The following is a 22440-nucleotide window of genomic DNA, read 5'->3' as shown; positions in this document are numbered from 1 at the left end:
CGAGACATGCTGACTTCTTTCTTCTGGAGCGGCGACGCGATCCGCAGTCGTCGCGTCAGTGACATCGTTCTATCCGGCACGCTCGATCTGCCTGCGCCTCCCGCGTCGATGCTCGCGGATTGGCAGAGAGAAACCACGACGCGTCTCGCGCTGCAACCCGGCGATGTCGAGCCGATGCATCTCGCGCGGACGCAATTTCGCTGGCCGGATTACAAACGCTGCGTGCAGGCCATGTCCGACTGGACCGGCGCGCTGGGGCTTCCCGCGGTGCTCGACGACAGCGACATGGCGTTGATGGCCTGTCGTGGCGCCAGGTATCACCATGACGGCGAGCAGTATGGCGGCGCCGCTTTTTGCAATCTCTTCCTGAGCGAAGACAAAGGTCTGGACTTGCACTTCCCCGCTATCGGACAACGCATTGCGCTGACGAGGGGAACGGCCGTGATCTTCGATACGGTCCAGCCTCACGGCGTCATTCAGCGCGACAGCGACCGCTTCTGCGCCGCCGACTTCCCCCCGGACCACGACTTCACCCAGATTTTCCTGACGTGGGAACTTCCCATCGAAGACGCCGATACCGGAAACGCGCTGAACGTCGTCTTCGATAGCGACCGCTCGAACGCGCTGCAACTCGAGGAAGCGCAAGTCTGGCTGAACGGCTCACGAACCGCCGTGTGCCCGGAATCGGGTTGCTGGGTGCGCGTCTGAGTCGCGATCGCGTCTGCGCTAAATCGCAAAAATCATCGTTGACGCTCTCTTGAAATCCTCCTATAACCATCCACATGGATGGTAACTGGAGGTTTTTCACACTATGGCAAAAGAAGTGCCGGATCGCTCGCGAGGCAGCGAAACCGAAAAAATCACGATCAATCTCGGTCCGGTCGACTTGGGCCAGATCGATCTGCTCGTCGAGGAAGGCTTTTACTCGAACCGGACGGATCTGATCCGCACGGCCATCCGCAATCAGTTGTCGATTCATGCGCCGGCTCTGAAGGACACCGTGACGCGCCGCGAACTCGTGCTCGGCCTTCAGCATTTTTCGAAACAGGATCTCGAGGCGGCATGCGCGGCCAATCAGCGTCTGCGGATTCAGGTGCTCGGTTTGGCGAGCATTGCCATGGACGTCTCCCCCGAACTCGCGCTGGCAGCGATCGACTCGATTCTGGTTCGAGGCGCGCTCCATGCGTCACCGGCAGTCAAGGCCGCATTGGCGGATCGAATCCGCTGATGCGCCTGACGCCTTCCCGCTAACGGAATAAACATGAAACTCAACGAAGGTTTTTTGGACTCGATGAAAGAGGCATTCGCGCTCTTTCGCAGCAACGATCCCGCCGCGGCCGCGGAAATCGTCAAGCGCGCCATGCGCGGCGAACGGACGGACACGGCAACCGCGCACCCTAACCCGCAGGACGACACGACGACCGCGCGATTCGCCGATCTCTTGCAACCCCGGCGCCACGCCGGCAAGACGCGGACCGATCCGGACGTGCAGGATCGCGGCCACTTCAGCACGCGTCGTTATGTCGGCGCCGCCGGTCAACGCGATTACAAGGTCTACGTTCCCGCTCATTCACGTCGCGATCCTTTACCGCTGATCGTCATGCTGCACGGCTGCACCCAGGACGCCGACGACTTCGCATCCGGCACGCGGATGAACGCGCTCGCCGAAACGCACGGCTTTATCGTCGCTTATCCAATCCAGCCGCAGAACGCGAATACGTCGAAATGCTGGAACTGGTTCAGGCACGGCGAGCAGCAGCGCGACCACGGCGAGCCGTCGCTGATCGCGGGCATCACGCGAGAGGTGATGGCCGATCACGACGTCGATCCGAAACGCGTCTTCGTTGCGGGGCTTTCGGCCGGCGGCGCAATGGCGGCGATCGTGGCGCAAACCTATCCCGACCTTTACGCGGCAGCAGGCATTCACTCGGGCCTGCCCGTGGGATGCGCGCACGACTTGCCATCGGCGCTGGCGGCCATGCGCGGCGGCAAGGCCCGATCCAAGGCGCGCAAAGCCGGCCGGGCGGACATTCATCACGCGCAGGCGTCGCAATGCCCGCTGATCGTCTTTCACGGCGATGCCGATGCCACCGTGCATCCTTCGAACGCCAACGAACTGGTACGCGAGTTTTCTGCGAGCGAAGCGACACCCGCCCGCGCGTCGAGCGGTGACGGCCGCGCGCGCAAACATACGGTCCGGCACATGACGTCGCAAGCCGGGGTGGATGCAGAACTCTGGATCATCCACGGCGCGCCGCATGCGTGGTCCGGTGGCTCGTCAAGCGGAAGCTATACCGATCCGTCCGGCCCCGACGCCAGTGCCGAAATGCTGCGATTCTTTCTCGAACATCCGCGCCGGCAGTGAGCGGTCGCCTTTGCGCCCTCGATCGGCGGCGTCCGACCGGTTGCCGCCGGTCGGATAACGAAACGCAGCGCGCACCGCGTCACGCGCCAAAGGCCTTCGTCAAAGCCGGCACGCTCAACACCGCCGTGTAATAGCCCATGAACTGCACGCCGGTATTGAAGCCGAAGTTGCGCGACAGCAATCCGCCGAGCAAGCCCACGCTCAGAATCACGAGCAGACCGAGCAGTTGCCCTTCCCACACGCTGATTACGACGATCAGACCGACGAACGTCGCGATGATCGCCTCGTGACTCAGCTTCCTCGCGACGAACGACGCCGCGCGATGCGCGTAGTTCATCGACAGCGGATACGCGACGAGCGCCGCGAGCACGACCGCGAGCAAGCCGAAGCCGAGGAACTGCCACGTCGTCATCAACGTATGCAGATTGTTGATGTGGCCCGTCGCCGTATCGACGAAAAAGCGCGGCGGTGCGTTGAATAGCGGCGCGGCCGGTCCCGCCGCGACAGGACTCAGCGGCAGACCGAACGCGATCAGCGGAATCAGCGCTTCGGCGATGTAAGTCGCTTCGGTCACGCCGTTGCGCGCGGAGATCACCGTCGTCAGGCGATGATACGCATGCTTCACACGCGAGCCGACGAGTTCGCCGAGCACGACCGTCATCGCGACCGGGCTGAACACGAATGTCGCGCTCGATATCGCCGCGGTGGCCGCGACCCAGCCGCGTTGCTGGCCGTCCAGCACTTTCATCGGATTGGGGAAGTAGCCGCTCCAGCCCTTCACGTCGGGCGCGAGCGAGAACGTGCGGACGCGTTCGCGGCGCATGCGGGCGCGATCGGCGGGCGAGAGTATCGAGAACAGATCGGCGATGAGCGGCCCGATCGCGATGCCGAGGAAGTAGCTCACCGAGAGCTTCACGCCGTATTTGCCCGTGAGCGCCTGAAGACCGACGATCACCAGCACGAACGGCACGAGCAGAAACACCGAAGCCCATCGTCCCGACGAAAAGAACGCAATGGCGACCGATGCCGCGAGAAACACCCACGGCGCGGCCTTCGTGATGACCGGCCCGAACGGCGCGAGCAGCACGGCGAACAGCACCGCGAGCGGCACGGCGACGAACGCCGCGACGATCGCGCCCGAGATCATCTTGCGCAGGGCGATATGCGGCACGCCGAGGTTGCGCAGCATCGTCGCCTGTTGCAGCAGGGGCGTGGCGAGCGTGTCGCCGGGAATGCCGAGCAAGGCGGTCGGAATCGCGTGCGTCATGTGCTTCGACACCGCGCCCGCCATGAAGAACGAAAACACGCCGACGGGCGGCACGCCGAGCAGCACGACGAGCAAGGTGAGCGGCGCGAGCGTCGTGGTTTCATCGGTGCCCGAAATGAGGCCGATGCCGGAGAACACGATCGCGCCGATGAGTCCCATGCCGAGCGCGACGAGCAGTTGAGTGACGAACGGTTCCATCAGCGCGCTCCTTCGCGTTGTTCATCGCGTTGTTCATCGCGTTGTTCATATTCGGCGAAAAGCTCGTACAAACCGAGCTCCTTCATTTCCGCGACGACCGAAGGCGGCAGGTCCGCGACGCGCCCGAGTCCGCCCGCTTCGTTCGCGAGCTGCTTCAGCACTTCCTCGCGGCCCGCCGCGCCGTGCGCTTCCTCGACCACTTCGCGCTTCGGCTTGAAGAGCTTCGCGCAGACCGCGCCCGCGATCAGGCATCCGGCGAGGCCGACGAGCATCGCGTAAGCGCGGGCCATCGCGGCATCGGGCACATAAGCGGCGAGCACGCGATTCGCGATGGCGAACGCGCCGTAGCTGATCGCGATGCCGAGCACGACCGACCACGCGAGATGCCGCGTATCGACGGTATCGCCCCATATTTCGACGAGCTGATACTCCGTCGTTTCGGCGCTTTGCGAGAGCGCCCGGCCGCGCTCGTGCGCGGCGAGTTGCTGTTCCATGTCTCCTCCTTGAATGGAGTGATCAGATGCACTGCTTTTCTTGTCGCTGACGCTTGGCCTCGAGTGCGCGCGCCACGCGCGATGACGTTTCGCGCTTCAATGCCGTCGAAATGAACGCGCCCGCTTGCACAAGTCCGTTCAGATCGATGCCCGTCTCGATGCCCATGCCCTCGCACAAATAGACGATGTCCTCCGTTGCGGCGTTGCCCGTCGCGCCCGGCGAATACGGACATCCGCCGATGCCCGATACCGAGCCATCGAACACCGCGACGCCGCGTTGCAGCGCCGCGTGCACGTTCGCGGCGGCCATGCCCCACGTATCGTGGAAGTGACCGGCGAGCGCATCGACGGGAATGTGTTCGATGCACGCGTCGAGCATCGCCTGGGTTTTTAGCGGCGTGCCCGCGCCGATGGTATCGCCGAGACTGATCTCGTAGCAGCCCATGTCGAAGAGCTTCCTTGCGACGCGCGCGACGGCTTGCGGCGCAATCTCGCCTTCGAACGGGCATCCGAGCACGCAGGATACATAGCCGCGAATGCGTACGTTCGCCTCGCGCGCCGCCGCGATCACCGGTTCGAAGCGCGCGATGCTTTCGTCGATCGAACAGTTGATGTTCTTCTGCGAGAACGATTCGGATGCCGCCGCGAAGACCGCGATTTCATCGACATGCGATGCGAGCGCGGCGTCGAGGCCCTTCATGTTCGGCACGAGCGCGGCGAGCGTCGTGTACGTGGCGCGCGCCTTGTCGCGCACGCGTTCGAGCACGTGCGCGCCATCGGCCATTTGCGGCACCCATTTCGGCGATACGAACGAGGCCGCTTCGACATAGCGCACGCCCGCATCGATCAGGCGCTCGATGAGTTCGGCCTTCACATCGGCCGATACGGGCGACGGCTCGTTCTGCAAGCCGTCGCGCGGACCGACTTCGACGATGCGTACGCGCTTCGGCAGCTCATTCATCGCGCGGCCCTTGCAGAAGACTCATGCCGTAATCGACGCTCACGTTGCGCGCGGCGACCATCTTCTTCACGACCCAGTCGATATCCGTGCCACTCGCGCCCGCTGCCAGCGCGATGTTGCGCGCGTGCAGCGCCATGTGGCCGCGCTGGATGCCCTCCGTCGAGAGCGCACGCAACGCGCCCATGTTCTGCGCGAGACCGACCGCGACGGCGATCTCGCCGAGTTCCTGCGCCGAGCCCACGTTCATGATCTTCAACGCGAGACGCGCGAGCGGATGCGTCTTCGTCGCGCCGCCGACGAGTCCGACGGGCATCGGCATTTCGATCGTGCCGACGAGGTCGCCGTCGTTCGCCACTTCCCACGTCGTCAGCGACGTATAGCGCCCGCCGCGGCTCGCGTACGCGTGCGCGCCCGCCTCGACCGCGCGCCAGTCGTTGCCCGTCGCGACGATCACCGGATCGATCCCGTTCATGATGCCCTTGTTGTGCGTGGCGGCGCGGTACGGATCGATCGCCGCGAACAGATACGCATCGACGACGCCGGCGATCACGTCCTCGCCCGCGTATTCCTTCGTTTGCAGCGTGGCCGCACTGTAGCGAACCTGCGCGCGCGCGAGGCGCAGATCCGCGAGATTCGACAGGATGCGCAGACGCACCTTGCCGCCCGTGATTTCCTCCATGCGGCCCGCGACGGTTTCGGCCATCGTGTTGACGGTGTTCGCGCCCATCGCGTCGCGCACGTCGACGATCAGATGCGCGACGATCATCGCGCCGCGCGGCGTGTCCGGAAACACGTGCACTTCGATGTCGCGGCAGCCGCCGCCGAGACCGATCAGCACCTTGTCGCGCGCGTTCGCCATTTCGATCAGCTCGTCGCGATGCTTGAGAATCGCAAGCCGCGCGCCATACGGGTCCGACACGCCGACGATCTGCACTTGCGCGCGCATCAACGGCCCGGTGCTGGAGGTGCGAAAGCCGCCCGCCTCGCGCGAGAGCTTCGCCATGAACGACGCCGCGGCGACGATCGACGGCTCTTCGACCGCCATCGGCACCAGCACGTCGCGGCCGTTGATCTGGAAGTAGCCCGCCACCGCCATCGGCAATTCGAACGTGCCGACGACGTTTTCGATCATGCCGTTCGCGGTTTCGAGCGGCAGCGCGCCGGGTTTCGCGAGGAGCGCGTGCTCGGCGTCGTCGAGGTCCGCTGCCTGCGCGATGTGCGAGAGGCGTTGCGCGGGCGACATCGCGCGGAAGTTCGGCAACTTCGAATCGATCATGTGTCTTCCTCTTCTGTCTGGATGTGTGTCGTGAGTGTTCGCTTTCGATGCTTGCAGCAACGCACCGGGTGAGCGAATAATAGGCTGACTGTACCCATTTCAAAGGTACAATTCCGACAAACAGTGACCTTGCTGTACCCATGACAGCAGGATCATTTTCAGAACAGGTCGATACGATGCGGCATGAGAAGCCGAGCCTGTCTGCGACACTCGCGGACAATCTCGCTAGACAGATCACCGAAGGTGTGCTGCGCGCGGGCGACAAACTCCCGTCGATCAGGGAATACGCTGAGGCGAACGGCTGCGCAAAAAACACCGTCATCAGCGCGTTCGACATGCTGACGGCGAACGGTCTCATCGAGCCGCGACGCGGCGCGGGCTTTTACGTCGCGAGCGTGGCGAAGCCGCAGCAGCATGACGAAGATGCGCCGACGCTCGATCGCGCGATGGATTCGGTCTGGCTCATGCGCGAACAGTTGCAGAGCAAGACGGACTTTCTCAATCTCGGTGAGGGATTTCCGCCCGTCGCATGGCTCGAAGAGACGCGGCTCGATCACTTCCACCAGCGCGTGGTGCGAACCGGTGTCGCGTCGCTGTTTCGTTACGGCAGCCGCTTCGGCTATCTGCCCTTGCGTCAGCATCTGCAGCAAAAGCTCGCCGGCTATGAGATCGAAGCCGCGCCGCAACAGATCGTCCTCACGCACGGCGCGAATCAGGCGATGGACATGGTCGTGCGTTACTTCGTGCGCCCGGGCGACACCGTGCTCGTCGACGATCCCGGCTATTACGCGCTGTTCGGCAAGCTGAAGCTGTCGGGCGCGAATATCGTCGGCGTGCCGCGCGCGGTCGACGGGCCGGATATCGCGGCGCTGGAGGAGCGGCTCAAGACGCATCGGCCGCGGCTCTTCTTCACGCAATCGGTCGGACACAATCCCACCGCGACGGACATCAGCGCGGCGAAGGCGCACCGCGTTCTGCAACTGGCGGAAGCGCACGATCTGATCGTCGTCGAGAACGACGCCCTCGCCGATCTCAAGCCGCGCTCGGCGACGCGCATCAGCGCGCTGGATCAATTGCGGCGCACGATTTATATCGGCAGCTTTTCGAAGTCGGTGTCGGCGGCGCTGCGCGTGGGCTTTCTCGCCTGCGATGCCGATCTCGCCAGCGATCTCGCCGACGTGAAGATGCTCACGCACGTGAGCAGCAGCGAATACTGCGAGCGCACGCTCGATGCGATCGTCGGCGACGGACACTTTCTGCGTCACACGAACCGCTTGCAGGACCGCCTCAAACGCGCGACGGCGACGGGCGTCGAAGCGTTGACGCGTCTAGGCGCGACCATCTTCAAGGTCAGCGATCAGAGTCTTTATCTATGGGCGCGTTTGCCCGCGCACGACGATTCGATAGCGTTCGCGAAGGAGATGCTCGGCAAGCACGTGATCCTCGCGCCGGGGACGATTTTTTCCGCGCACGCGAACATCGTTTCGCCGTGGTTTCGCTTCAATGTCGCGTATCTCGGCGACCCGCGATTCTCGAACGCACTCGCGCCTTGAAACGCCGGGCAGGCCTGCCCGACGTGTCGCTACGCTGCAATTACGCGCTGGCTACTGCTGCCAGGCCCGTCCGCGAAGACTTCTCGGCCACGGGCGTCGATTGTCCCGCCGATTGAAGCGAAGGCTCCGCCATCTGTCCTCGCAGCTTGATGAGCGCGAGCACCGTATCGATCGTCGGTGTCGCCTGCCCGACGAGACGCCCCATTTCCTGGACGACGGTAAGGAGCGGATCGATTTCCATCGGCCGATTGGCCTCGAGATCCTGGAGCATCGACGTCTTGTGCGCGCCGACCGCACCCGCACCATCGATACGTCTTTCGACATCGACACGGAAATGCACGTCGAAGCGATCCGCGATCGCTTTCGCCTCCAGCATCATCGCTTTCGACACGGCGCGCGTGGCCGGATTGCTCGTAATGACATCGAGCGTTGCATGAGTCAATGCGCTGATCGGATTGAAGCAGAGGTTGCCCCAGAGCTTCAGCCAGATTTCATCGCGAATACGCTCCCGAATGGGCGCATCCAGATCCGCCGCGCTCATGATTTCATGCAGCTTCTGAACGCGCTCGCTGCGCGCTCCATTCGGTTCGCCGATGGGGAACTTCTTGCCGTACACATGGCGGATCACGCCCGGCGCGACGACTTCCGCCGCCGGATACACGACACAACCGATCGCACGCTCCGGTCCGAGCGCGTTCCATTGCTTCGCGCCGGGATCGATGCTGTCGAGCGTGGAGCCTTCCAGCTCGCCGCCATGCTTGTAGAAGTACCAGTACGGAATGCCGTTGACGGCCGTGACGATAGCCGTCTCTGGGCCGAGCAAAGTCTGGATCTGGCCGACGACGCCCGGCACCGAATGCGCTTTCAACGCGATGATCACGTAGTCTTGCGGACCCAGCTCGCGCGGATCCGACGCGCATCTGACCTTGACGACACGTTCCCCGCCATCGATTTGCAGCCGTACACCGTTTTCCTGCATCGCCGCGAGATGCGGACCACGCGCAACGAAGCTCACGTCCGCGCCCGCCGACGCCAGTTGCGCGCCCATATATGCACCGATCGCTCCGGCGCCATACACACAGATCTTCATCGTTTAAACCCCCAATCTCAAGCGCCAAGATGACTGAGCAACGCATCGACACTGCCCTTCGCATCGCCGAAGAGCATCCGCGTGTTTTCCTTATAAAAGAGCGGATTGTCGACGCCGGCGTAGCCTGCCGCCATGCTTCGTTTGGACACGACCACGGTGCGCGCCTTCCACACTTCGAGCACGGGCATCCCGGCGATGGGACTGCCGGGATCCTCCAGCGCGCCAGGATTCACGATGTCGTTTGCGCCGATCACCAGCACGACATCCGTGTTGGAAAAGTCGTCGTTGATCTCGTCCATCTCCAGGACGATGTCGTAGGGCACCTTCGCCTCCGCGAGCAGCACGTTCATGTGCCCCGGCAAGCGGCCCGCCACCGGATGAATGCCGAATCGCACGTTCACGCCCTTGCTGCGCAGCTTCTTCGTGATCTCGCTGATCGTCGCCTGAGCCTGCGCGACCGCCATGCCGTAACCGGGCACGATGACGACTTCCGACGCATCGCGCAGCAGCGAGCCGACTTCGTCGACCGTGACCGGCGCGACTTCACCCTCGATCGTCTTCGAAGCGGTCGAGGTCGCCGTGCCGAATCCGCCGAGAATCACGGAGAGGAACTTGCGGTTCATCGCGCGGCACATGATGTAGCTCAGAATCGCTCCGCTCGACCCGACCAGCGCGCCGGTCACGATCAGCAGATCGTTGCTCAACATGAAACCCGTCGCGGCGGCGGCCCAGCCCGAATAGCTGTTCAGCATCGACACGACCACCGGCATGTCCGCGCCGCCGATCGCCATCACCAGATGCACGCCGATCAGCGCGGCGATGACGGTCATCGTCAAGAGCGAGCTGATGCCCACATCGGCGTCGGGCGCTGTCAGGAACACATAGCCGAGCGCGATGCACGCGAACACGCCGACGAGATTCAGCGTGTGCCGCATCGGCAGCAGCAACGGCTTGCCGCCTACCACGCCCTGCAACTTCAGAAACGCGGCGATGGACCCCGTGAACGTTACCGCGCCGATGAACACGCCGAGATAGATCTCCACGTTGTGGACCGACTGCGCCGCGCTGTCCGATTCCGCGCCGGCTGCCGGCGACAGGTAGCTCGCAATGGCGACCAGCACGGCCGCGAGACCCACGAAGCTATGCAATGCCGCGACGAGTTGCGGCATTTGCGTCATCTCGACGCGCCGCGCGAGGATCGCGCCGCCCGCGATGCCGATCGCCATCAGCGCGGCGACGGCCGGCAACGCTTCCCCGCCGTTGAGCCAGAGCGTGGTGACGATCGCGATCGCCATGCCGGCGACGCCATAGAGATTGCCGCGCCGCGCCGTCGATGGATGACTGAGCCCGCGCAGGCTCAGGATGAACAGCACACTCGCCGCCAGATAGGCGATGCTTCCGATTCCAGTTTGCATGTCGATCTCCTTAGCGCTGGAACATATTCAACATGCGTTGAGTGACGAGAAAGCCGCCAGCGATATTGATTGTCGCGACGAGGATCGCGAGGCCCGCGAGAATCGCGACCAGATGATCCGGCGTGCCGACCTGCAGCAGCGCCCCCGTCACGATGATTCCGCTGACCGCGTTGGTCACGCTCATCAGCGGCGTGTGCAAGGCGGGCGTCACATTCCACACGACCTGAAAGCCGACGAAGATCGCCAGCACGAACACCGTGAAGTGCGCGACGAACGCAGGCGGCGCAACGGCGCCGAGCGCGGCAAGCAACGCAGCCGCGATGACGAGCCCGGCCACGCCGATCCATCCCGCGCGACGCTTCTGTTCGATGGTCACGGCAATCGTTGCAGCGGGCTTTGCGGCAGCGGGCGGCGCAATCGCGGGCTCCGGCTTCTTGGGCGGCGGCCATTTCACCTCGCCGCGCAGCACGACGGTGACGCCGCGCATCACTTCGTCATCGGTATCGAGCGTGATTTCGCCGTTCTTCTGCGGCGTCAGATCGGTCAGAAGATGCCGCAGATTGGTGCCGTACAACTGGCTCGATTGCGTTGCCATGCGCGATGGCAGATCCGTATAGCCGACGATCGTGACGCCTTCGATCGATGCCGCCTCGCCCGGCCGCGTCAGCTCGCAGTTGCCGCCCTGCTCCGCCGCCATGTCGACGATCACGCTGCCTTGGCGCATGCTGCGCACCATGTCGGCGGTGATCAGTTTCGGCGCGGGCTTGCCCGGAATCAGCGCGGTCGTCACGATGACGTCGACGTCTTTTGCCTGCGCGGCGAACAGCGCCATTTCAGCCGCGATGAATTCGGCGCTCATCTCTTTCGCGTAGCCGCCGCTGCCGCTGCCGTCCTCGACGTAGTCCAGTTCGAGAAACTCGGCGCCCATGCTTTCCACCTGCTGCCGCACTTCGGGCCGCGTATCGAAAGCACGGACGATCGCGCCGAGACTGCGCGCCGCGCCGATCGCCGCCAGTCCCGCGACGCCCGCGCCGATCACCATCACTTTCGCGGGCGCGATCTTGCCCGCCGCCGTGATCTGTCCCATGAAGCCGCGGCCGAACTGGTGCGCCGCTTCGATGACCGCGCGATAGCCCGCCATGTTGGCCATCGAACTCAACGCATCGAGCTTTTGAGCGCGCGAGATGCGCGGCACGCAGTCCATCGCGAGCACGGTGACGTTGCGCGCAGAGAGGCGCGTCAACAACGCTTCGTTCTGCGCCGGCCAGATGAAACTGATGAGCGTCGATCCTTCGCGCAGCAACTCGACTTCATCGCCCACGGGCGCAATGGAAGGCGCACGCACTTTCACGACGATATGCGCGTCCGCATAGAGCGACGGCGCATTCTCCACGATTCGCGCACCCGCAGCGCGATAGGCATCGTCGGAGAATGCGGCAAGCTCACCCGCGCCGGCCTCGACGCTCACTTCAAATCCGAGCTTCAGCAGATGCCCGACTACTTCCGGCGTCAACGCGACACGACGCTCCCCGGGAAAGCGTTCCCGTGGCACAGCAATCATCATTGGCATGACTAAATTCCCAATCGACGGTTTCAATTCTTCAGTGGCGCGCGCCTGCATTCGGCTGGCGAGCATGCCGAACCTCGCATCAGCGAGAAAGCTGGCGCGAGATACGAATAATGGTCAGTGTCTGGTCGGTCAGCCGCGTATACGGGCATCGAGCGAAGCGGCCGGTGGGATGGGTGGCCGCTTCGTCCTTGAGCTGCGTTCATGCGCCTTTTGTTGCGCGGACGCGAGCCGTTATCTCTATGGTGCTTTTTATACTTTGAATCGCTGAATCATCAGGCGTCGACTTTCGCCTCCAGTTCGGCGATACGCTTGCGGAGCGCACGCTCTTCTTGAAACCGCGCCGTTTCATCGCGGATGATCGCGACGATACCGGTCAGCTCGCCTTGCGGCGAATGCAGCAGCGCGACGGTGAACGCTATCGACATCGCGCGTCCGGCCTTATCGACGGCGGGAACCTTGAGCAGATCGTGCCCATAGCGCGTCTCGCCGGTCGCCATCGTCTTGTGATAGCCGTCCCAATGACGACCGCGCAGGCGCTCCGGAATGATCAGATCGAGCGACTGCCCCAAAGCTTCGCTCTGGGTGAAGCCGAACATGCGTTGCGCCGCCGGATTCCATAGCGTAATCGCGCCGCTCGCATCCGAAACGATCACGGCATCGCCGATCGCATTGACGAGTTGTTCGTAGTCGATCGTGGGGGTCATTGTGTCGTCCATGCTTGGGTATCGATCGAGACTGATTTCTGAAGGGCCGCTGCCGTCTTGGGCTTTCGTGGACGGCAGCGGTTACCTTTTCAAGCGCGTCAGACAGCTCGCGCTTCCTTCATTTGCGCTACCTGCTCCTTGCTATAGCCGAGTTCGAGCAGCACTTCTTCGGTATGTTCGCCCAGCAGCGGCGAGCCCGTGATCTCCGGCTTCAGGTCCGAGAACTTGATCGGGCTGCCGACCGTGAGATATTTGCCGCGCACCTTGTGATCGACCTCGACGATGGAACCGCTCGCACGCAACGACGGATCGTTCGCGAGCTCCTTCATCGTCAGCACCGGCGCGCACGGAATATCGAACTTGCGCAGGATATCGACCGCTTCGAACTTGGTCTTGTCGGCGAGCCATTCTTCGATCTTGCCGAAGATATCGAAAATATGCGGCTGGCGCGCTTCGGCCGTCATGTAGTCCGGGTCCTCGATCCATTGCTCCTTGCCGATTGCGCGGCAGATCGGCGCCCATGCGTGCCCCTGAATGGTGAAGTAGATGTAGGCGTTCGGATCGGTTTCCCAGCCCTTGCACTTGAGCACCCAGCCCGGCTGACCGCCGCCGCCCGCATTGCCGCCGCGCGGCACGACGTCGCTGAACGTGCCGTGCGGATACTGCGGATATTCCTCGAGATAGCCGACGCGATCGAGACGCTGCTGATCGCGCAGCTTCACGCGGCACAGATTGAGCACGCTGTCCTGCATCGACACGGCGACTTTCTGTCCCTTGCCCGTTTGCTGGCGGCCGATGATCGCCGTGAGAATGCCGATCGCGAGGTGCATCCCGGTGTTGCTGTCGCCGAGCGCCGCCGCGCTGATGGTCGGCGGGCCGTCCCAGAAGCCCGTCGTCGATGCCGCGCCGCCCGCGCATTGCGCGACGTTTTCGTAGACCTTCAGATCGTCGTAGTGATGGCCGTCGCTGAAGCCCTTGACGGACGCCACGATCATCTTCGGATTCAGCTTGCTGATGTTCTCCCAGGAGAAGCCCATCCGGTCCAGCGCGCCCGGCCCGAAATTCTCGACCAGCACGTCCGATTCCTTGATGAGCTTCGTGAGCACTTCCTTGCCTTCGGGCTGCTTCGTATCGAGCGTCAACGAGCGCTTGTTGCTGTTGAGCATCGTGAAGTACAGCGCATCCGCATCCGGAATGTCGCGCAGCTGGTTACGCGTGACGTCGCCGGAACCGGGACGCTCGACCTTGATGACATCGGCGCCGAACCAGGCCAGCATCTGCGTGCATGCGGGACCCGCCTGAACGTGCGTGAAGTCGATGATCTTGATGCCTTCGAGTGGTTTCTTGCTCACGAATTTCTCCTGGGTGGCTAGTCTTGGTTACTTTTTCGATGCCGCGCTTTGCGGGTTCAGATTCGTCAGGCGACCGCTCTCCGTGCCGGCCGTTTCGTCGATCACTGCGTTGATGAGCGTCGGCTTGCCCGACTTGATCGCTTCTTCGAGCGCATGCGTGAGCTCTTCGGGCGTCGTCGCGTTGTAGCCGATGCCGCCGAATGCCTCGATCATCTTGTCGTAGCGTGCGTTCTTCACGAACACGGTCGGCGCGACGTCCTTGCCGCCGGTCGGATTCACATCGGTGCCGCGATACACGCCGTTGTTGTTGAACACGATGGTGCAGACGGGCAAGTCGTATCGGCAGATGGTTTCGAGTTCCATGCCGCTGAAGCCGAACGCGCTATCGCCTTCGATCGCGACGACCTGCTTGCCGCTCGTCACCGCGGCGCCGATCGAGAAGCCCATGCCGATGCCCATGATTCCCCACGTTCCGGAATCGAAGCGCTTGCGCGGCTCGTACATGTCGATGATGCTGCGCGCATAGTCGAGCGTATTCGCGCCTTCGTTGACGACGTTGATGTCCGGGCGCGTCTTCAACACGTCGCGAATGGCGCGCAGCGCGCTGTGGAAGTTCATCGGCGACGGATTCTTCGCGAGCGTCGCGGCCATCTTCTCCAGGTTCTTGTTCTTGCGCTCGTTGATCGCGCCCGTCCATTCGACGGACGGCTTCGGGAAATCCGCGCCGATGCCCTCGACGAGCGCCGCCACGCACGAGCCGATGTCGCCGATCAGCGGTGCGGCGATCGCGACATTGCTGTCGATTTCGGTCGGCGAGATATCGATCTGCACGAACTTCTTCGGCGCCGAGCCCCACGTCTTGCCCTTGCCATGCGCGAGCAGCCAGTTCAGACGCGCGCCGATCAGCACGACGCAGTCCGCTTCCTGCAGCACGAACGACCGCGCAGCCGACGCCGATTGCGCATGCGTGTCCGGCAGCAGGCCCTTGGCCATCGACATCGGCAGATACGGGATGCCGCTCTTCTCCACCAGTTCGCGAATCTGCGCGTCGGCCTGCGCATACGCTGCGCCCTTGCCCAGCAGGATCAGCGGACGCTTCGCACCCTTGATGACGTCGAGCGCGCGCTTCACCGAATCCGGCGACGGCAACTGACGCGGCGCGGCATCGACCACCTTGATGAGCGATTGCTGGCCCTTGAGCGCGTCCATCGTCTGCGACAGCAGTTTGGCGGGCAGATCGAGATACACGCCGCCCGGACGGCCCGACACGGCCGCGCGGATCGCACGCGCGATGCCGATGCCGATGTCCTCCGCATGCAGCACGCGATAGGCGGCCTTCGCATACGGCTTCGCCGCGTTCAGCTGATCCATCTCTTCGTAATCGCCCTGCTGCAGATCGACGATTTCACGCTCGCTCGAACCGCTGATCAGGATCATCGGGAAGCAATTGGTGGTCGCGTTGGCGAGCGCCGTGAGTCCGTTCAGGAAGCCCGGTGCCGACACCGTCAGGCAGATGCCCGGCTTCTGCGTCATGTAGCCCGCGATCGCGGCTGCGTTGCCCGCATGCTGCTCATGGCGAAAGCCGATGAAACGCATGCCTTCGGCCTGAGCGAGTCGCGCGAGGTCGGTGATGGGAATCCCGACGAGGCCGAAGATCGTATCGATGTCGTTCAGCTTCAACGCGTCGATGACGAGATGGAAACCGTCGGTCAATTGCGGCGCCTGAACTTCGGCGGCTTCCTGTGTTCTTGCCTCGAGTACGTCTGCCATTTGTCTCCCCCAGAGGGCCGGTTATGTTGGTGATATACTAGATATTAGATACAGAATTTGTCAAAGCTTAGTTTGCTGTTCGGGATCGGGATGAACCCTTAGATGAGATGTTTCGGTGTCAACGCGCTGACGATCATCAGATCAGGCGCGGCACTGCTAAAAAAAGAAAGGCCGCGGACATCTGTCACGCGGCCTTTCTTTTTTCAAATCGAATGCGCAGCTCTTGCGGATGACGCGCGACAGCGTGCGCTTGAAACGCGTCGCTTCGGTATCAGCAGGCGGGATTCATCGCGTCGACGACTTGCTCGGCGCGTCCGTCCAGTCGGTCTGGAAGGGCAAGTCGATATAGGACTGCGGCGAAGCCTGCGTGACCGTGTTCTCTATCCATCGGCGACGCATTGGCGCGAGTACGAACTTCGCGCACACGCCCGCCGCGATCGACGTGATCGCGGTAGCGATGAACACGGCGTTCCAGGAACCGAGCGACGCGAGCACCGACGCGAGCGGCACCATCATCGAAGCCGTGCCCTTGGCCGTGTATAGCGTTCCTGCATTGGCGGCGGCGTACTTGCTGCCGAAGGTGTCCGCGCAGGTCGCCGGGAAGATCGAGAATATCTCGCCCCAACACAGGAAGGTCAGCGCCGCGAACAGCATGAACATGTAGGGGTTCTGCCCGAACTGCATCAACCCCAGCAGCGCGACGCCTTCGCCCAGGAAGATGATGAACATGGTGTTTTCGCGACCGATCTTGTCCGAGATGAAACCGCATAGCGGGCGCGTGAAGCCGTTGCACAGATTGTCGATGGACAAGGTCATCGCGAGCAGCGGCAAGGTCGCGCCGAACAGACTCACTGGCAAACTTGCGAAGCCGTATTCCTTGGCGATCGGCCCGAATTGCGCAGTGGCGATCACACCGCCCGCCGCCACCGCGACGAACATCGCATAGAGCACCCAGAAGATGGGCGCTCGCACCATCTGTCCGGTCGTGTAGTCGATCTTGGTCGCCACGATGCGCTTGGCCGGCACGATGCCTTTCGGCGGATTCGGCCGCACGAGCAACAGTGCAAGCACGAATATGACGGCGCCTTGCAGAATGCCGAAGAACATGAACGCATGCTCGTAGCCTGAGCTCTGGATCATGTTCGAGATCGGAATCACCGTGACGGCCGCGCCCGCGCCGAAGCCCGCCGCGGTCAGGCCGGCCGCGAGACCGCGTTTGTCCGGGAACCACTTGAGCGCCGTGCCGACGCATGTACCGTACACGCAGCCGGCACCGATGCCCGCAACGACTGCGGCGATGTACAGATGCATGAGCGTGGTGGCATGGGCGTCGATGATCCAGCCAATCGCAGCGAAGATCGCGCCGCCCATCACCACCGGGCGCGGTCCGAATTTATCGACGAGCCAGCCTTCGACAGGCACGAGCCACGTTTCGGTCACGATGAAGATCGTGAAGGCGGTTTGAATCGCCGCTTGCCCCCAATGGTGCTTTGCGTCCATCGGCATGACGAACAACGTCCACGCATATTGGAAATTGGCGACCAGCCCCATGCAGACGATGCCGATGACCAACTGCACCCACCTGTTCTGACGACGCCCGTGCGACTGCCCGGCCACCGTCGTATCTGCGCTCACCATGTCTGTCTCCGTTATGTGTCATTGCGCTCGTTCGGCGCTTGATGTCGTGCTGAAAAGCCGATGCGTCAGGTTTGTTTGCGAGACGGGCGTGCAGGGGGAAAGCCGATTGACGCGCGCGAGTGGCGCGTGTATTGAGGCAACGATTTCGCTCGACGGGCACGCGATCGAGGTGTGCCGTCGTTTCCTGCTACGTCCGCGCTTTCCTCCAAGTGGTATCGAGAGTGGACAGTGTGAGCATCGTGCGCGAGAAAAAATATAAGGGAAAGTTATTAAAAATTTCGGTTTGGATTAATTATCGTGAATGGATGACGGGGCCAGATTGGCCGCCACGTCTATGTGCGCGCGCCGGAATGTCCGCGCGACGGCAACAGATATCGCGCGGCAGTTGGTCGGCGGCCATCACCGCGGACTTGCGGCATTCCCGTTCACGATCGCAATGTCTCGTCTAATCAACGATCTGGCGTGCCAATGAAAATTGGCACGTCGCATGCAATGTCGGTTCAAAGCCCGCGTTGCCATTGATACTGAACAGCATGAGCGGCTTCCAGTCACCGGGCGCATTGGCGCGCGGTACGGTTGTCAGGAGTCCGCCCATGCCACTCGCCCGACTGCTTGTCTGCTTTCTCCAGTGCTCGCTGGCAGCCGCGCTGCTTTTACCCGTCGTCGCGGGCGCAGCGAACGTAGCCGCATCCGGCGCGCATGTCGCGGTTCCTGACGATACGGCCACGCCTCACGCGCTCAAAGCCGGCATCGAGCGCCTGCGCACCGGCACATGGTGGGAAGCCAACCGCAAGATGCGCCCGGAACTCGCGCAGGTCGGCGACCTGATCTTTCTCTTGCCCCTTGCCGACAGCAAGCTCGAGCCATCATCGGATGCGATCGGCCGCGTGCAGCGCCTGCGCGAAGCGCTGCGCATCCATCAGATGCGCGAACCCGCCGGATGGACTCGGCTCGTTGCGCAGGTCAAGGCCGCGCGCGCAAAGACCGGCGATCGCTCGGCCGCGCTGCTCGCCGACGCGCTCGTCAACGAGATCCGCTACCGCGACGGAACCGATGGCAGCTACTACGCGCCGGCGCGTTTCTTCATCGAAAGCGGCGTGTGCAAGGATTTCGCCGTCGCCAAATATCTGCTGCTGCGCGACGCGGGCTTCGACATCGCGCGCATGCGTCTCGTGTCGCTCGCGCCGCGCTACAGGAACACGCCGGACGACTGGCACGTCATCCTCGTCGTGCAGATCGACAACGCGAGCGAGCCGCTCACGCTCGATTCACCGGGTGCGGCATCCGCGAAGCGTGCAGACGATAAGGTTTCCGAAGCATCTGACCGGACTGGTCCGTCGGCGCTGCTCTCCGCGATCCTCGCTGGTCGCAAGCCTGCCGAAGCAGTGCTGCGCGCGCCCGCAGGACCGCACGCCGCTCCGCTCAGCGAGTCGGGTCAGGCAGACCGCCCGCTTGCGACGGTCTTCAACGAGCTGGGCAGCCGGTCATTCGACCGCGATGCGCCGCGTGCGCGCAGGACATCGGCTGCCAAGGGACGCGCGAGCGCGATCTACGTCGATGAAGCGGGTGATGCGTGGCAAGTCGACAGCTCCGGCACGTTCCCGAAGTGGCGCGTCGCCGCTGATAGCGCAGACGCGCCCATCAATCAAGGTCCGGCAGCAAGGCTCATTCGCGTGACGGCACGCTGACTGGAGCACTGACTGCAACGGTCCGTCCCGCGGCGAACTGAGAAGCATCCAGTCGCAAAACATCCGACGGTCGTACGAAAGCAGTCTCCCAATATGCGGAACGTTCTTTGCGTCGATAACGACATGCCGATGTCGAACGTCGGCTCATTGGGAGACAAATCATGTCAGTCGATACAAGCCAGATGAACATTGTCGGGAAAGGCGCCGAGACCGCGGATGGTCCGGGCCCCGACGTCATGGCCGCGAGCACGCTGGATGGAAACAACGTACTGAGTTCCGATGGAGACGATGTCGGCAAGATCAAGGAGATCATGCTCGACGTCACATCCGGACGCATCGCGTATGCGGTCCTTTCGAGCGGCGGCTTCCTTGGGATCGGCGACAAGCTGCTCGCGATTCCATGGAGCGCCTTGACGCTGGATACCAACAACAAGTGCTTTCGGATTTCAGCGACCACGGAACAAGTGAAGAGCGCGCCCGGCTTCGACAAGGATGCGTGGCCATCGATGGCAGATCGCTCGTGGGCCGACTCGATTCACCGGTACTACAGCCGGCCGCCCTATTGGCAACGCTTCGAGCGGGACGACGCAACGTATCGCAACGTGCCCCCGGAACTCTGAAGCGAACTTCATTGATCGGCGATGCCGTTAGCCCGCCGCGTCGGGAGCAGTCATTCAAAAACAGATGTACAGGAGATATCGATCATGAAAAAGCTCATCGCTGTTATCGCGTCCACACTCCTCGCCACGACGGCGTTTCAGCACGCGGCAGTCGCCGCAGATGCCTCGGACGCGCAAAAGGCTCAAATGAAGGCAAACAGCGAAAAGATGGAGGAGCAGGCGACGGCGAACAAGAAGAAGGCCGAAGCTCAGAGCGATGCGGCCAAGGCACAGGCATCGGCGGACGAAGACAAGGCTTCCGCTCAGGCCGATGCCGACAAGAAGGCCGCCAAGGGCGCGAAGGCGACCACGGCTGCGGAGGCATCGGGCGCGCGAAACGACGCGGCCAACGCGCAGAGCAAGGCCAACAAGAAGATGCACGATGCCCAGGCGAAGGCGGACAGGAAGAAGCAGGACGCCGCCCACGATGCGAACGTAGCGCAGGCCAAGGCCGATGAAAACAAGGTCGAAGCCCAGAACGACGCGAACAAGAAAGCGGCCGAAGCGAAGGTCGATGCCGCGAAGAAGCAATAAGCATATGTAATAAGCAATGCAGGGGCGCACCGTCCCGGTTCGCCCTTCATCGACTTCACGCGATCGGTATGGTCAACGACCTCTGGTACAAGAACGCGATCATCTATTGCCTGTCCGTCGGCACGTTCATGGACGCGAACGGCGATGGCGTCGGCGACTTTCAGGGCTTGCTGCGGCGGCTCGACTATCTTCAGGGGCTCGGCATCACCACCATCTGGCTGATGCCGTTCCAGCCGTCGCCTGGCCGCGACAACGGCTATGACATCAGCGATTACTACAACGTCGATCCGCGATACGGCTCGCTCGGCGACTTCGCGGACTTCACGCACGCGTGCCGTCAACGCGGGTTGCGCGTGATGATCGATCTCGTCGTGAATCACACGTCGGATCAGCATCCGTGGTTCCGTGAGGCGCGGCGCGATCCCGATTCGAAATATCGCGACTGGTACGTCTGGTCGAAGAAGCGGCCGGCCAACGCGAAGGACGGCGTGGTCTTCCCCGGCGTGCAAAAGACGACGTGGACTTACGACAAGGAAGCGGCCATGTGGTACTTCCACCGCTTCTACGAGTTTCAGCCCGACCTCGATACATCCAATCCGTTCGTGCAGGCGGAGTTGCTGAAGATCATGGGCTTCTGGATTCAGCTCGGCGTTTCGGGCTTTCGCATGGATGCGGTCCCGTTCGTCATCGCCGCCAAGGGCGCACAGGTGAAGCGGCCCGTTGAGCAGTACGACATGCTGCGTATGTTTCGCGAGTTCCTGCAATGGCGTCAGGGCGACGCGATCATTCTCGCGGAGGCGAACGTGCTGCCCGACACCGACATGAAATACTTCGGCGACGCGGGCGAGCGATTGCAGATGATGTTCAACTTCCAGGTCAATCAGAACACGTTTCATGCGCTCGCGTGCGCCGACGCCACGCCTCTGAAGAACGCGCTCGACGCGACGAAATCGCGCGCCGCAACCGCGCAGTGGGGCGTATTCCTGCGAAACCACGATGAACTCGATCTTGGCCGTCTATCGCCCGCGCAGCGCGAAGCCGTGTTCGCGGCGTTCGCCCCGGAGCCGGACATGCAACTGTACAAGCGCGGCATTCGCCGTCGTCTTGCACCGATGCTCGACGGAGATCGTCATCGGCTCGAGCTTGCGTACAGCCTGATGCTGACGCTGCCGGGCACGCCCGTCGTGCGCTACGGCGATGAGATCGGCATGGGCGACGACCTGCGCCTGCCCGAGCGCGAAAGCGTGCGAACGCCGATGCAATGGTCGACGGAGCCGCATGCCGGTTTCACGAAGCACGCGCGTCCCGTTTGCCCGGTGATTTCTGGCGGACCCTACGGCTACGAACGTGTGAACGTCGCGAGCCAGCGCCGCGATCCGGACTCGCTGCTGAACTGGATGGAGAGAATGATCCGGATGCGCAAGGAAGTGCCCGAGATAAGCTGGGGCGACTTCGCGATTCTGAAGGCATCGCGCGACGACGTGCTTGCGCTGCGTTACGACTGGCGAAACAATTCGGTGGTCTGCCTGCATAACTTCAGCGCCGCGGCGTGCACCGTGAAGTTTCGGGTCGGCCTCGGCGCTGGAGAGAACGACGTGCTGGTCAATCTGTTATCCGACGATCATAGTCAGGGCGATGCGAAGGGACAGCATACGGTCGTGCTGGAGCCGTATGGCTATCGATGGTTTCGCGCAGGCGGTCTCGATTATCTTCTGAAGCGCAGCGAAGTTTGACGTTGGAGAGCATGGCCCATCGACGTGCGGCCGCGGGCGCGCCGTCGCCGCCACCGGCACGCCATGGCCTGAACGCTTGCGCGCGATGAATTCGCACTCCGCGTTCGCGTGATGCCTGCCGTCGATATACATCGCGGTGGGTATCGCCTCGCGCGGGAGCTTCAGGGCTGCTT

The 22440-nt window shown here is 62.9% G+C and carries 19 protein-coding genes; 8 read left to right on the top strand and 11 right to left on the bottom strand.

The window, feature by feature from the left end; genetic code table 11:
* Positions 1–6 precede the first annotated feature (6 nt).
* From NCS03_RS26255 to NCS03_RS26245, 3 genes are all read left to right on the top strand, one after another.
* The gene (locus tag NCS03_RS26255) at positions 7–708 is read left to right on the top strand and encodes a hypothetical protein (RefSeq protein WP_250522485.1); all 702 of its coding nucleotides are present in this window, start codon (positions 7–9) and stop codon (positions 706–708) included.
* Between the two features lie 103 nt (positions 709–811).
* Positions 812–1228 carry a ribbon-helix-helix domain-containing protein gene (locus NCS03_RS26250; protein WP_008346513.1) on the top strand — a complete coding sequence of 139 codons (417 nt, stop codon included), beginning with the start codon at positions 812–814 and terminating at the stop codon, positions 1226–1228.
* Between the two features lie 33 nt (positions 1229–1261).
* Positions 1262–2365 (top strand): extracellular catalytic domain type 1 short-chain-length polyhydroxyalkanoate depolymerase, encoded by a 1104-nt coding sequence (locus NCS03_RS26245; RefSeq protein ID WP_250530108.1) that lies wholly within the window; start codon positions 1262–1264, stop codon positions 2363–2365.
* 79 nt (positions 2366–2444) lie between these two features.
* On the opposite strand, the gene NCS03_RS26240 is transcribed toward NCS03_RS26245, so the two are convergent.
* Genes NCS03_RS26240 through NCS03_RS26225 form a run of 4 tightly spaced genes read right to left on the bottom strand, consistent with a single transcriptional unit; the run spans position 2445 to position 6561 of the window.
* Positions 2445–3830, bottom strand: a complete 1386-nt coding sequence (locus tag NCS03_RS26240; protein WP_061133369.1) for a tripartite tricarboxylate transporter permease — start codon at positions 3828–3830, stop codon at positions 2445–2447.
* A complete protein-coding gene (locus NCS03_RS26235; RefSeq protein ID WP_250522483.1) occupies positions 3830–4324 on the bottom strand; it encodes a hypothetical protein in 495 nt (164 codons plus the stop codon). Before NCS03_RS26235 ends, NCS03_RS26240 begins: the two co-directional genes overlap by 1 nt.
* Positions 4325–4346: 22 nt before the next feature.
* Complete coding sequence (locus NCS03_RS26230) at positions 4347–5285, bottom strand: hydroxymethylglutaryl-CoA lyase (protein ID WP_250530107.1); 939 nt, start codon at positions 5283–5285, stop codon at positions 4347–4349.
* Positions 5278–6561 carry a hydroxymethylglutaryl-CoA reductase, degradative gene (locus NCS03_RS26225; protein WP_008346501.1) on the bottom strand — a complete coding sequence of 428 codons (1284 nt, stop codon included), beginning with the start codon at positions 6559–6561 and terminating at the stop codon, positions 5278–5280. Before NCS03_RS26225 ends, NCS03_RS26230 begins: the two co-directional genes overlap by 8 nt.
* A 176-nt stretch (positions 6562–6737) precedes the next feature.
* Between NCS03_RS26225 and NCS03_RS26220 the strand changes: the two genes are divergently transcribed.
* Positions 6738–8114 (top strand): aminotransferase-like domain-containing protein, encoded by a 1377-nt coding sequence (locus NCS03_RS26220; RefSeq protein WP_250437638.1) that lies wholly within the window; start codon positions 6738–6740, stop codon positions 8112–8114.
* A 40-nt stretch (positions 8115–8154) separates the two neighbouring features.
* Here the strand turns inward: NCS03_RS26220 and NCS03_RS26215 are convergent, their stop codons facing one another.
* From NCS03_RS26215 to oxlT, 7 genes are all read right to left on the bottom strand, one after another.
* Positions 8155–9204 (bottom strand): 2-dehydropantoate 2-reductase, encoded by a 1050-nt coding sequence (locus NCS03_RS26215; protein WP_008346498.1) that lies wholly within the window; start codon positions 9202–9204, stop codon positions 8155–8157.
* Between the two features lie 17 nt (positions 9205–9221).
* Positions 9222–10619, bottom strand: a complete 1398-nt coding sequence (pntB, locus tag NCS03_RS26210; protein ID WP_008346496.1) for a Re/Si-specific NAD(P)(+) transhydrogenase subunit beta — start codon at positions 10617–10619, stop codon at positions 9222–9224.
* Between the two features lie 10 nt (positions 10620–10629).
* Entirely contained in the window at positions 10630–12189 is a 1560-nt protein-coding gene (locus tag NCS03_RS26205) for a Re/Si-specific NAD(P)(+) transhydrogenase subunit alpha (RefSeq protein WP_033536005.1), read from the bottom strand.
* Positions 12190–12461: 272 nt separating this feature from the next.
* Positions 12462–12893 carry a PAS domain-containing protein gene (locus tag NCS03_RS26200; RefSeq protein ID WP_008346492.1) on the bottom strand — a complete coding sequence of 144 codons (432 nt, stop codon included), beginning with the start codon at positions 12891–12893 and terminating at the stop codon, positions 12462–12464.
* 98 nt (positions 12894–12991) lie between these two features.
* Positions 12992–14245 (bottom strand): formyl-CoA transferase, encoded by a 1254-nt coding sequence (gene frc, locus NCS03_RS26195; protein ID WP_008346490.1) that lies wholly within the window; start codon positions 14243–14245, stop codon positions 12992–12994.
* 27 nt (positions 14246–14272) lie between these two features.
* Positions 14273–16015 carry an oxalyl-CoA decarboxylase gene (oxc, locus tag NCS03_RS26190; RefSeq protein ID WP_175980183.1) on the bottom strand — a complete coding sequence of 581 codons (1743 nt, stop codon included), beginning with the start codon at positions 16013–16015 and terminating at the stop codon, positions 14273–14275.
* Positions 16016–16300: 285 nt separating this feature from the next.
* Entirely contained in the window at positions 16301–17653 is a 1353-nt protein-coding gene (gene oxlT, locus NCS03_RS26185; protein WP_175980184.1) for an oxalate/formate MFS antiporter, read from the bottom strand.
* A 593-nt stretch (positions 17654–18246) separates the two neighbouring features.
* On the opposite strand from oxlT, the gene NCS03_RS26180 reads away from it, so the two are divergent.
* The 4 genes from NCS03_RS26180 (at position 18247) to NCS03_RS26165 (ending at position 22267) form a co-directional block, all read left to right on the top strand.
* Complete coding sequence (locus NCS03_RS26180; protein WP_250530106.1) at positions 18247–19341, top strand: transglutaminase-like domain-containing protein; 1095 nt, start codon at positions 18247–18249, stop codon at positions 19339–19341.
* Between the two features lie 161 nt (positions 19342–19502).
* The gene (locus tag NCS03_RS26175; protein WP_008346482.1) at positions 19503–19961 is read left to right on the top strand and encodes a PRC-barrel domain-containing protein; all 459 of its coding nucleotides are present in this window, start codon (positions 19503–19505) and stop codon (positions 19959–19961) included.
* An 84-nt stretch (positions 19962–20045) separates the two neighbouring features.
* On the top strand, positions 20046–20534 hold the full coding sequence (locus NCS03_RS26170) for a hypothetical protein (protein WP_250530105.1): 489 nt from the start codon (positions 20046–20048) through the stop codon (positions 20532–20534).
* Positions 20535–20602: 68 nt separating this feature from the next.
* On the top strand, positions 20603–22267 hold the full coding sequence (locus NCS03_RS26165) for an alpha-amylase family protein (RefSeq protein WP_250530104.1): 1665 nt from the start codon (positions 20603–20605) through the stop codon (positions 22265–22267).
* Positions 22268–22440: the final 173 nt, after the last annotated feature.

The organism is Caballeronia sp. ATUFL_F1_KS4A, assembly GCF_023630905.1.
Taxonomy (GTDB): Bacteria; Pseudomonadota; Gammaproteobacteria; order Burkholderiales; family Burkholderiaceae; genus Caballeronia; species Caballeronia zhejiangensis.
Note: the sequence above shows the minus strand (reverse complement) of the source record. Positions and strands in the feature narration are given on the sequence as shown.